The sequence below is a fragment of the Kordia aestuariivivens genome (assembly GCF_014397005.1).
Classification (GTDB): Bacteria; Bacteroidota; Bacteroidia; order Flavobacteriales; family Flavobacteriaceae; genus Kordia; species Kordia aestuariivivens.
Genome location: NZ_JACGWS010000008.1, coordinates 39,074 through 51,968, shown reverse-complemented (window position 1 = coordinate 51,968; position 12,895 = coordinate 39,074). Strand labels below are relative to the sequence as shown.

Sequence of the window (12,895 nt, the reverse complement as noted above, 5' to 3'; positions counted from 1 at the left end):
AGTAAGCTATTATTTTCACCATAATGTAACACAATTTAGAAGCGCCGCTACTTCTGGTGTAACGTTTCCTTTGAATTAATCACTCATACTATAGTTATGATTACTTTAAAACAAAAACTAACACACAATTATGGTATATAAAATCAAAGAAAAATTTTGATCATGGGGAACTGATTTTTCAATTACGGATGCACAAGGAAATGATTGTTTTTATGTAAAAGGAAAAGTATTTTCTTGGGGAAACAATTTATCATTTCAAGATGAAAGTAGAAACGAAGTAGCCGTCATAAAACAAAAATTGTTAACATGGATGCCTAAATATCAAATTCTTATTGATGGAGAACTCTATGCCGAAATAATTAAAGAATGGAGCTGGTTCAACAAGAAGTTTACACTAGACGTACCTGGACCAAATGATTATACTATTGAAGGTTCATTTTGGGAACATGAATTTGTATTTATAAGAAATAATCAACGAGTAGCTTCCATCAGTAAAAAAGTTTGGAGTTGGACAGATAGTTATGGTATTGACATTCAAGATGGTGAAAATGACATTGCAATTTTAATGGCTTGCATTGTTATTGACCAAGTGCTGCATGATGATAGAAATAACGCTTCAGATTAATACTACTTTAAAGCATTTCAATCTTCATGTTCAAATGCATCCACTTCGTAGGAACACTATCCGATCTACCATGAACAATTTTATCGTAGTCAATTCCCCAATCAAGTAGATTCATTTGACCTTCTATAACAAGTGCACTCGCCATTGTGTCTTTTGAATCTCTAATACCTGTTACAAATAGTTTTACCTTTTTTTCGATTCCTTTTATGGATAGCGTACCATTCACTTGATACCAATCCAGTCCCATCGTATATACATTCGTAGATTTGAAGATGATTTTTTCGTTATGTTCTCCAATAAATAATCCCGGTGTTTTAATTCTCGCCGTTACGTCATCTCCTCTGCAGACTTTAAATGTAGTAGGATCTACTTCAAATGAAATGTCCATATTCTCTAGCGGATTGCCCAAGTCTTCACGTATAGGAGCATTTACTTTTAAATTATGTACAACACCTGCAAATGGTGTACTGCAATGTCCATGTGTTACAAACATATTGATCATTTGATTTTGTTTGCTTTCTAGTACTTGAACGCTTTTATTTTCTTGAAGATCTGGAGTGTTATTGGTGTAGCCACTCGCAACAATGATAATTGCCAATATGATGAGTGGTAATACACTATTTTTGATTTTTTTCATGACGCTATATTTAATGTTTCTACGAATGTATAGCGTGTTCCCTATTAAATATGTCAATGAAATGTAAAAAAAGTGTGAATTCGTGTCTAATAGTATTTAACGGAGTTCTATATAACTTCTACAAAATGAAAGCTTAAGTATTTATTGAAAATTTAGAAATAAGCATTTGATTTCCAATTTATTATTTTTCTTTTCTTTGCATCGCACAAAGAAAAGAAACAAAAGAAAGTGCGCTTTTCCAGAGGTATTTTTAGTTTTTCTTTCTGTGAAAAACTAAAATCGCATGAATTTTTCTAAATTTTAGTTCACAGTTTTCTATTTCATTAAATAGGAGTTCATGAATCTTCGATTTCTCCAAGGCTTCGAAAATTTTTAACGAAAAATTCCTGCTATACTGCGGAAAAGAAGAAAACCGCTGTTAACATTTATATCGAATTCAGGTTATTTAGTATTTGGATTTACCGTAATAAAATCACTATGGCGTCGAACTAGATACTTGCAATATTTTTCCGTTATAAAACTTGTTTCCATTGAGTGAAAAGTCAAAGATATATTCTGCCATTTCTAAGGCAGTTAATGGTGCTTGATAGCCTGGAAAAGCTTCTGCTAACATTTCGGTTTGTACCGCACCTAAAGCCAATACATTAAACGCGATTCCTGCTTCTTTATGTTCTTCGGCTAATAATTCAACTAAAGTAATTACAGCACCTTTAGAAGAGCTGTACGCAGCTAAGCCTGGGAATTTCATACTTCCTTGAATTCCGCCCATAGAACTGATCGTTACAACATGACTTCCCGATTTCATATACGGAATCAACACTCTGCTGAGTTCAGCAACACCAAAGACATTGACTTCGTAAATCCACTTGAAATCTTCCATCGTGGTTTCTGCAAATGGTCTGTTGAGCAACGCACCTGCATTATGAATCACCACATCTACTTGTTCCCAGTTTTCATCTACGAAATCCGTCACTTTTGCATAGTCTTCTGGCTTGCTTAAATCAAACGCAAGTGAGGTAATGTTTTCAAAAGTTAGGTTGGAAACTGGTTTTTGATTTCGAGATAGTGCTAAGACATTGTGTCCTGCATTGGCAAATAAATGCACCATTTCAAATCCGATTCCTCTACTGGTTCCTGTGATGATGATGTTTTTCATTCTTTATATTTTTTTAAATCCGTTATTAGTATAACGTCAACCTAATATTATTTTATTAAAAAACTTTAGTCATAATAACGACAATACAAATTATTAATTTTCATTTTCTTTGCTCGCACAAAGAAAACAGAAACAAAAGAAAGTGCGCTTTTTCCAGAGGTGTTTTTAGCTGAAAAAGCTAAAACCGCAACCATTTTTCTAAATTTTCTCCAAGGCTTCAAAAATTCTTAACGAAAAATGTCTGCTACACTTCGGAAAAAGAATCCGTCACATAATTTTTATGTCGAACTTAGATTAATTACAAATGATAGTTATTGATTTCATTTTCAAATTATCAAATTAAAAAATCTTCAAATCATCTTCGTTTAACGATTACTCCGTTGGAGCATTCAACTTAATTTCTTTCGTATCCGCATTGACTGCTTTTCGAACTGCTGGAATGAACGTGTTTACAAAGGTTGCCATGTGATTGAAATCCATTGCAGCAGATTCGTCTCCTACTTTGTGATAATGATCAAAGTTTGTGAAATCGAAGGTTGAGAATGATTGACAAGGCACATTGAATTCTTTGAAAAACGCATAGTTATCCGATCGCATGAATAATCTGTATTCGCCTGCTTTTGGCAAGAATCCCGCAATCTTTTTTCCTGCGTATTCGTTCATTTTTTCAGCTAGATTCGATTTATCAAATCCGGTTACATACGCTGTGTAATCTTTCCCTACTAACGGAACACCCACCATTTCATAATTCAACATTAAATATAAATCAATGTTCTTCGCTTTTAAAGTTTCTGCTAAATATTTTGAACCTAGTAATCCTTTTTCTTCCGCAGAGAATAACGTGAATAAGATGCTTCGTTTGTTACTTTTTGTTTTTGAGAAGTATTTTGCCATCGTCAACACCGTTCCAACACCAGCAGCATTGTCGTTTGCACCATTGGCAATACTATCATTCCCTACGGGTTTTGCAAATCCGATATGATCGTAATGTGCGCCAATAATCACAAATTCATTTTTTAGTTTCGGGTCTGTTCCTTCAATGAATCCAATAACATTGAATGCATTTTTTCCTTTTACTGTAAAGCTATCGCGATAGGTATCGAAATACGGCTTCACTCCATTTGATTTGAAATAGTCTTCAATGTAGGTTGCAGCTTTTTCAATTCCTTCACTTCCGGTGTCTCTTCCTTTTAATTCGTCAGAAGCTAAATAGGTTACGATATCATCTACTTCTTGTGCTTGAATTACAACTTCTTTTGTTTTACAAGAAAATACAAGTACAGATATCAGACAGATTCCGAGTATGTTTTTTAAGTGTTTCATGATTGATGTGTCTTTTGATCGATGATTTATTTGATGAATAATTGCTGTATACAAAAAATCCCACTTCCGTGGGATTTTTTAAAGTGTTATATGTTTATGCTAACATTGTCACAGGATTCTCTATATACTGTCTTACAGTTTGTAAAAATTGTGCTCCTGTTGCGCCGTCCACAGTTCTATGATCGCACGCTAATGTTACTTTCATTGTATTTCCTACGACAATTGCTCCGTCTTTGACTACTGGTTTTTGGACAATAGCTCCAACAGATAAAATTGATGAGTTTGGCTGATTGATGATCGAAGTGAATTCTAAGATTCCAAACATTCCTAAGTTCGAAATCGTGAATGTACTTCCGTCCATTTCTGCTGGCGAAATCTTTTTGCTTCTCGCCTTTCCTGCTAAGTCTCTAACTTGACTTCCAATGGTTGTCAGACTCATTTGGTCCGCAAATTTTAACACAGGCACTAACAATCCGTCATCAACTGCAACTGCTACACCTATATGAATGTGTTTTTTATACGTTGTCGTTGCATCATTCCAAGAAGTATTTACTTGTGGATGCTTGCGTAATGCCATCGCGCACGCTTTGACAATCATATCATTGAATGATACTTTGATATCTGGAATAGCGTTGATTGTTTTTCTAGAAGCAATTGCATTGTCCATGTCCAATTCTACCGTAAGGTAATAATGTGGTGCCGTAAATTTAGATTCACCTAAACGACGTGCAATGGTTTTACGCATTTGCGAGTTTTTCACTTCTTCGCTGCTTTCTTCGCCTGCTGGCACAAAAGGAGTCGCTACTGGCGTTTCTTTTGCTGTCGGAGCTGCTACTGCTTTTGGAGCTGCAGCCGCTGCTGGCGTATAGTTTTCAACGTCACGTTTTATAATGCGTCCGTGATCGCCTGTTCCTTGTACTTGTGATAAATCGATTCCTTTGTCAGCTGCAATTTTCTTTGCTAATGGTGAAGCTACGATTCTACCACCTGAAGATTCGCTTCCAGAAACTGTTGGCGTTGCTGCTGGTGTTTCTTCTTTTGTTACTGTTGCTGCTGGAGTTTCCTCTGCTCCTGATTCGTTTCCCGACCCAAATGCTTTTAATACCGTATCAACATCAGTTCCTTTTTCACCAATAACTGCTAAAATGCTATCTACTGGTGCAGATTCGCCTTCTTTGACTCCTATGTAAAGTAAGGTTCCTTCTTGGAAAGATTCAAACTCCATCGTCGCTTTATCGGTTTCAATTTCTGCAAGAATGTCTCCTTCTTCAACTGTATCTCCAATTTGTTTTAACCAAGAAGCTACGGTTCCTTCTTCCATCGTATCGCTCAATCTTGGCATCGTTACTACGATTGCTCCTGCTGGCATTTCAACACTTTCAGTTGCTTCTGCTTTTGGCGCTGATGCTGCTGGTGTTTCTTCTTTTTTAGCTGCTGGCGTTTCTTGAGAAGCACCTTTTAGTAATGCATCAACATCGTCTCCTTCGTCTCCAATGATGGCTAGTAAGGTATCCACAGGTGCAGTTTCTCCTTCTTGTACACCAATGTAAAGTAAGGTTCCTTCATGGAAAGATTCAAATTCCATCGTTGCTTTATCAGTTTCAATCTCTGCGAGAATGTCACCTTCTTCAATTTTATCACCTACTTTTTTTAACCACGATGCAACAACACCTTCTTCCATGGTGTCACTGAGTCTCGGCATGTTTATAATTTCTGCCATGTTTTATAGTTTATGAGATAAAAATGGATAATCTTCTTGTTCGTACACTACGTCGTACATTAGACTTTTTGGCGGATATGGAGATTCTTCGGCGAAATTTTCACATTCTTTCACCAATGCTTTTACACGCTTGTCCATTTCAGCAATTTCTTCTTCCGTAGCATATTTTTTCTCCAACAACGTTTCTTTTACTTGCGTGATTGGATCTATTTTTTTGTACTCAGCTACTTCGTCTTTTGTTCTATAATGTTGTGCATCAGACATAGAATGTCCTCTGTAACGGTATGTTTTCATTTCTAAGAATGTTGGTCCGTCACCGCGTCTTGCTCTGTCTACTGCTTCGCTAACTGCTTCTGCTACTTTTTCAGGATTCATTCCGTCAACAGGTCCACAAGGCATTTCGTATCCTAAACCAAGTTTCCAAATATCTGTATGATTTGCTGTTCTTTCCACAGATGTTCCCATGGCATATCCATTGTTTTCACAGATGAATACTACAGGTAGTTTCCAGTTCATTGCCATGTTGAAAGTTTCGTGTAACGATCCTTGACGTACCGCTCCATCTCCCATGTAACATAAGGTTACTGCTTCTCTTTTGAAGTATTTGTCTGCAAAAGCTAATCCAGCTCCTAATGGAATTTGTCCACCAACTATTCCGTGTCCACCATAAAATCCTTGTTTTGGCGCAAATATGTGCATTGATCCACCAAGTCCTTGTGATGTTCCGGTTGCTTTTCCGTAGAGTTCTGCCATTACTTTTTTAGGATCAACTCCCATTCCAATTGGCTGAACGTGATTTCTATATGCAGTAATCATTTTGTCCTTTGATAAGTCCATTGCATGTAATGATCCTGCCAAAACAGCTTCCTGACCATTGTATAAGTGAAGAAATCCACGTACTTTTTGCTGAATGTATACAGCGGCTAGTTTGTCTTCGAACTTTCTCCAGAATAACATCTCCTCATACCATTTACGGTATATCTCTTTAGTGATCTTTTTCATTTATTTCAAGTTGGTTGGCTTTGTTACTAGTAACAATTCCATTTATAGGTTTATAGCTTCCTGTCGTTTGTTTTTTTTAAACGAATAACAAAAATACTATTTTAATAAGAAGTGAAAAAATGTAATGCAAATTTATCTATGTTTTAACACGAATTATTCTATCGAAAACGTTATCGAAAAGTATAAAATCAATTGATTATTAATTTTGACTTTTGTTTTTAGATAATTTATGGATTTTTTTGCACGTCTATAAATACGATTTATCAAAAATTAACGGTAATAAATCTTTGAGTGAATTGGATTTCATGATTTTTCCTTCGCCACCCATGAAGTATATTTCAATATCCGAATCTTGACGCATTTCGTATTCAGCAATAGATTGTCTACACGATCCACATGGCGGAATTGGTGTTTTGTTAATATGATTGTCTGAAGTTGCCGTGATTGCCATTTGCGTTATTTTGACTCCTGGATATTGAGCACCTGCGTGAAATATTGCTACTCGTTCTGCACATAATCCTGAAGGATAAGCTGCATTTTCTTGATTGTTTCCTGGGACAACGATACCATTTTCTAATTGTAATGCGGCGCCAACTCTAAAGTTAGAATACGGAGCATACGCATTTTTACGTGCTTCTACAGCATGTTGCATTAGCTCTTGAACGTCTTGAGGAAGTTCCTCTATGTTGTCATAACACGTGAGTGTTGTTGTGATTTTTATTTCCTGCATTTGAAATTTTTATTTTCTTTTGATTGATGATTAATTCAAATCAAAATAGCCTAGAAATATAGTGATTATTTATGGAATAGCGTAATTTGGTTGTTGGTTGTTGGTTGTTGGTTGTTGGTTGTTGGTTGTTGGGTGTTGGGTGTTGGGTCGCTGCGCTCTTGGGTTGTGGGTTAACTTGCGTTTTTCACTCTTAACTCTAATCTTTTTAACTTTTAACTTTCGGATTGTGTCCCTTTGCTTCTTGTTTGTTTGTTGATTTGTATATTTGATTATCTTACTTTGATTCAAATCGGAAACTCTTAAACTTATAAACTACTAAACTTTTCTTTTGTTCGTTTGTTCCTAAACTGAGTCTTTCGACTATTACTCATGATAAATTAAAAGTGAAGTTTATATCCACAAAAAAACCTTCCAAGTAAACTTGAAAGGTTTTTGTAATTGTTGTTATATCGAATTTTATAATTCGTCGTACGTGTCTCCTAAGTTGAATGTTAGTGAGAAACGCAATGTGTTTTCTAATGGATTTTTTACTTGTGATGCAGAGAATAAATATGAAACATCAATTCTTACTGCGCTGTATTTGAATCCAGCTCCAAGTGTAAAGAATTTTCTAGCTCCTTTGATTTCACTTTCGTTGAAGTATCCAAGACGTAATGCGAATGAATCTTGGTACCAGTATTCTGCTCCTATTGCATACGTGAATTCTTTTAATTCTTCACTGAATCCGTCTGGTGCATCTCCGAACGATTGAAAGATTCCTGACACAAAACTTACATCATCATCTTGTCCTGCAACAATGATTGTTGGTTCGTTTTCGTCAACGTCTGGGGTTGAAAGATCATCTGTATCTTGATTTCCGTCGTCATTTAAATCAACAAAACCGAGTTTTGGAGGTGTTGGCACTAATAGTTTGTTTACTTCAACACTTACCGCCAATTTGTTGTATTCATCAAAGATAAAGTCAAATCCACCACCAAGTCTTAAGTTTGTTGGTAAAAAGTTTTCTTGACCTAAGTCGTCATATTTTAATTTTGGTCCTAAGTTAGAGATATTAAATCCACCTCTCCAACGTCCGTTGAAGTTGTCATACGCTATTTCTTCTGATTGATAGTATCCTGCGATATCTACAGCAAATGTACTTGCTGCGTTTGCTTCCGTATCTGGTTGCGATTGTAGTTTTAAGTCTGAACGTAAGAAACGACCTGTAACCGACATTGCAAATTGATCACTTAAACGCAATGCATACGATGCATCAATTGATAATTCGTTTGGTCTTTCAATTAATGGTGTAAAGTTTCCAATATCAGCTTGTTGTTGTGTAATAATTTCAATTTCACCTAAACTGAAGTATTTTATACTTGCAGACCAAGCACTTCTTTCGCTTATTCTGTTGTAAAATGTAATATTTCCAAGAAATATATCATTTACTAAGTCACTTAAGTAGGGTGTGTAACTAATTCCTACTCCAATTTGCTCTTTTACAAATGCATATTTTGCAGGGTTCCACTGTTGTGAATACGTATCTGGTGATGTTGCTACTCCCAATTCTCCCATACCAGCGGCTCTCGCATCTGGTGTAATGAGTAAGAAAGGTACTCCTGTCGTTATTACTCTTGTATCATTTGGGTTTACGACCGTAGTTTGTGCTAACATTCCTAAAGGGATTAAACACAATATGGATAAAAATATCTTCTTCATTCAGTTAAAATTTTAACAAATATAGTTTTTATTTATAGTATTACAAGTTTTTCAAATTTTTCAACTTTCTGATTAGTTAACGGAGATTTTACGGTAATCTTGTATACGTAGACTCCTTTTGCTAATTTATCTCCGAAATCATCTTTCCCGTCCCAAAGAATATCTCTAGATAATGAACCAAAATCTTTGCTTGAAGCGCCAGCATTTGTTTTACCAATAAGCGTACGCACCACTTTCCCAGAAACCGTAAATACTTGGATCATGATATCCAGCTCACTAGAACTGTTATGATTGAACCAAAATTCGGTGTAACTGACAAAAGGATTCGGGTAATTTAAAACATTGTTAATGACCAATGAGTTGTTTTCATTGAATACGGTAAATTGTATTTCAGTTGTTGATGAGTTGTTGTAAACGTCCCACGCTTTTAATGATAGTGTATGTGTACCATCTTCTAAATCGCGGAGTGGAAATTTAACAATTCCTCTTGTGTAATCGTTTAATTCTGTTTCGTAGTAATCATTTAGGACAAAAGGATTGACTTCGTCTCCATCAAGAATAGCTACAATATCGTGTCCAATTCCACTTGCTGTATTGATTCCGTTTTCATCTGATAGTTTTGCTAGTAAGAATGGAGCTTCATTGGTAATTCCACCAGAAACAAAACTTTCATCATTCATAAATAGGTTTACTACTGGAGGTTCATTGTCTATTGGCGCATTTTCATTGAGTTCACCAACTTTGAAAGCTTCATTGACTCCTGTATGATCTTCTAAAACATCGCCTTTTTCGGCATAGAAACTTATACGTCCGTTTCCAACAGGAATGGTAATATCTCTAGGAACAACAAATTCAAATTCAAAGTTTCCATCTACGACTTCAGCTTTTCCTCTAAAAATAATTTCTCCCAACGTTTCAAAGTCTAATACAAATGGAAAGTCATTTGCCAATGTTTGACGTTGAATTTTTTTGTCATAGATTGTTGAGAATACGGTTCCATTGTATGTGCTTAGTAGATTTCCTAGCTCATCCGTGATGTTCCCCGCCATTTTCACTTTACTTAATGCTTTAAGCGTATCCGTTGGTTGCGTAATTGGCACATCATTGATGGCTGTAAGGTTTACTCTAGGTCTTGGAATTGCAAGTTTCAATGCAGGATCTCCAATGTAGAATACTGTTCTTTTGTTACTTGTTGATACTTGGTTTTTTGTAAGACGCAATGCTTCAGATATTGGCTCGTATTCGTTAGAACCGTACGAGAATAGATATCTTGCTAGTAATTCATTGATGCTTACTCCAACATTTTGAAATATTTGTCGTGTTGTTGTTAGTAACGAAACTGCACCTCCATTTTCATTCCAGAACATGAATTCTCCTGCAGTTTGACGCAGTGGATTATCAAATCGAGTGTATTCACACGTAATTGTGATAAATAGTGGAAGCCTACATGCATTGGTAAGTTCTTGCGAGTCTACTTTTTCAAAAATTCGTTCTCCTGCGAGTCCATCTTCTCCACCGTGACCAAAATAGTTGACCACTAATGAGCCTAATGCAATGTTATCTTTTATAGCCTCTGTTACTTCCGGATAGCGTTCTCCAGCTGCTGACGATTGTTGCACAAAAGCATCTGAGTGTATTTTAGATATATTGATGAATGGTTTTTGTAACGCAATGGTATTTCCTAATGCATCTAAATCTACTTCTAAATCCTTGTCAGAGTTATTTTGAGCATCATCAGAAATAATTGTTACCGTGTTTCGCCATCTTCCATAAGATTCTTTAGCATAATAACTTAATGTCTTGTCGACCATTTTTTGCGCTTGATTTGCATCAGAAATTAGCATTCTTCCCAACGCAATATCTAAACGATCTGTAATTGACATCAATCCTTCGGTATCATCCATCATTCCATAGAAATCATCCGTCATATAACCTCTCGTGAGGTTAAAACTATCGTAGGCTTGATATACAGGAACAATGTTTGTGTTTCCTTGAATTCTGTCTTTATAGTCATACGAAGCATCGCCAAAGAAACACACATATTTTATTCTGTTTTCGGGAGTACTTGCATTGTCGTACACGTATTTTAGAAAGTTTCTAATGGCTCCAATATCAGGATTTCCAGTATTGAATTCGGTATAGATACTTTTTAAGGTGACCACTTTTACAATCATTCCTGAGTTGTTTCTATGGAAATCTGCTAAACGTTCAGCTTGCCCTACAAAAGATTCTGGAGAGATAATAATGTACTCAACATCGCCATCCGCAAAGACACCACCTTTTAAATCCTGATTCGGAATTAAGCTATTTGGCTCTATGGATGGGATTAAGAATCGAGAGGTGTCTAACGCAATGTATTGTCTTATTTCGCCCATTGGCGCAGAGAAAGAGAAGTTACTTGCAGCAGTATCATTGGTTACTTTAGTTACATTCCAAATGTCTGTAATGTCCCAAACTTGCGCTATTGTTGCTGCATTAGAAATGACAAACTCGCCTGTTCCTATTATATTTCTTGCGTCATTATATTGAAACATAAATTGATCATCAACGCCCATTAACATACGTGTTGAAGCTACTGAAATATAGTCTAAATATGCCACCGAACCTGCAACTCCATTGTTTTGATAGTTTAAGGTAATGCTTAAATCTTCAGAACTTAGATTTACATCGTCTTCTATTAATCCTTGTCTATTTTGTGGAGATCCTGAAACGATATGCTGTGTAGCATACGACGAACCATCTATTGCCGCAAAATTAAAGTTAAACGCAGGTTGCCCATTACTATTTTGCGCAGGTTGTCCGTTTATAAATGTAGACATGGACGTTGCGTTGTTAGATATTGATGCTGGTTTTATTCCGATACGAACAGGTTCTGTCGTTACTATATTTGGCAGTGTAAAGTCAAATGTTTGCTCAGTTTCAATATTGAATACTTCTCCAAACCATCTTCTTCCTAGTTTTACAATGTTTATGTTGTCAACTTCGTGAAATTGATAATCGTTATATTGAGTAATGATAACATCGGGTGTTGCCGTAGGTTGTATCGCTTCTGGAATTCGTTTTCCATCTTCAGAACCATCCACCGTTATGTAATAATAGGTCTTATCTGTATATGCATTGATATGCGTTTGACTGTCTGAATTCCATTTTTTGGGTCCTTCAGCATAAAATAACACATAATCTTCTCCATTAAATTGTCCGTCTTCTTCTCCAACAACCGTAATTGCGTTTTCAGTAACGTCATAATATTGGTTTAATTCGTTTAAATGAGGAATCATTCGTCCACCATTTCCATAGATTTTTAATTTTCTTGGATTTATGTTTCCTGTATTTAAACCTATTTGATTTAAAAAATCGGCGCTTAATCTATGTATTCCTGATTCTTCTACTGAAAATTTATAAAAATTTCCGCTTGCCAATACCGAACTTGTGATTGCTTCACTGTTTTTAAAACCTGAATTTGGTCTTCTGGCAAGAAAATTATAACTCACATCAAAACTGAGTACTTTTTTAACAACTCCGTTTTCGTTGATTAATGGAGATACTATTAATATGTGTGCATTTTTCCCTCTAGCACCCGAATTTAATATTTTAGATTTTATAGAAGTTGGTAATTTTCTTTTGTCAATTCCACCTAAATTTTGATTTGAAATGCTTCCATACGCAACATTTTCAATACGAATAGAGTTTTTATTTACAGCACGATCATCATCCCATTGCGCTATGAAGTTAATGGTAGCATCATCATTGTACACAAAATATTCTTTGGTAAATGTGGGTAATGCGATCGTCGTTGTTTCCGTAGAAAATTGAGTTGGCGTATCATTCCATACTAAATCGAAGTGCTTATTTTGAGCATGAGCACTTATAAAAAGGATACCAATAAGGAGAGTAAGTGTATTTTTCATTGCATCTTTAACGGTAAATACATCGAAATATTATTCAATGTTTTAGCTATTTTATCAAAAAAACAAAATTAAGAATAATAAATAACAACTGTGTCC

9 protein-coding genes are annotated in these 12,895 nt (G+C 35.6%); 1 reads left to right on the top strand and 8 read right to left on the bottom strand.

The features are described 5' to 3' along the window. Positions 1-181: 181 nt before the first annotated feature. A complete protein-coding gene (locus tag H2O64_RS13545) occupies positions 182-625 on the top strand; it encodes an LURP-one-related/scramblase family protein (protein ID WP_317173832.1) in 444 nt (147 codons plus the stop codon). 7 nt (positions 626-632) lie between these two features. Here H2O64_RS13545 and H2O64_RS13540 read toward each other — a convergent pair whose 3' ends face one another. The 8 genes from H2O64_RS13540 to porU form a co-directional block, all read right to left on the bottom strand. Next, complete coding sequence (locus tag H2O64_RS13540) at positions 633-1,262, bottom strand: YceI family protein (protein ID WP_187562742.1); 630 nt, start codon at positions 1,260-1,262, stop codon at positions 633-635. Positions 1,263-1,737: 475 nt separating this feature from the next. Next, positions 1,738-2,418 (bottom strand): SDR family NAD(P)-dependent oxidoreductase, encoded by a 681-nt coding sequence (locus H2O64_RS13535; RefSeq protein ID WP_187562741.1) that lies wholly within the window; start codon positions 2,416-2,418, stop codon positions 1,738-1,740. Positions 2,419-2,790: 372 nt separating this feature from the next. After that, positions 2,791-3,741, bottom strand: coding sequence for a M28 family metallopeptidase (locus tag H2O64_RS13530; protein WP_187562740.1), 951 nt, complete (start codon positions 3,739-3,741; stop codon positions 2,791-2,793). A gap of 94 nt (positions 3,742-3,835) precedes the next feature. Further along, positions 3,836-5,461, bottom strand: a complete 1,626-nt coding sequence (locus tag H2O64_RS13525) for a pyruvate dehydrogenase complex dihydrolipoamide acetyltransferase (RefSeq protein WP_187562739.1) — start codon at positions 5,459-5,461, stop codon at positions 3,836-3,838. Between the two features lie 3 nt (positions 5,462-5,464). Then, complete coding sequence (pdhA, locus tag H2O64_RS13520) at positions 5,465-6,463, bottom strand: pyruvate dehydrogenase (acetyl-transferring) E1 component subunit alpha (protein ID WP_187562738.1); 999 nt, start codon at positions 6,461-6,463, stop codon at positions 5,465-5,467. A 247-nt stretch (positions 6,464-6,710) separates the two neighbouring features. Beyond that, positions 6,711-7,193 (bottom strand): cytidine deaminase, encoded by a 483-nt coding sequence (gene cdd / locus H2O64_RS13515; protein WP_187562737.1) that lies wholly within the window; start codon positions 7,191-7,193, stop codon positions 6,711-6,713. Between the two features lie 456 nt (positions 7,194-7,649). After that, on the bottom strand, positions 7,650-8,891 hold the full coding sequence (porV, locus tag H2O64_RS13510) for a type IX secretion system outer membrane channel protein PorV (RefSeq protein ID WP_187562736.1): 1,242 nt from the start codon (positions 8,889-8,891) through the stop codon (positions 7,650-7,652). A gap of 32 nt (positions 8,892-8,923) precedes the next feature. After that, entirely contained in the window at positions 8,924-12,799 is a 3,876-nt protein-coding gene (gene porU / locus H2O64_RS13505; protein WP_187562735.1) for a type IX secretion system sortase PorU, read from the bottom strand. Positions 12,800-12,895 lie beyond the last annotated feature (96 nt).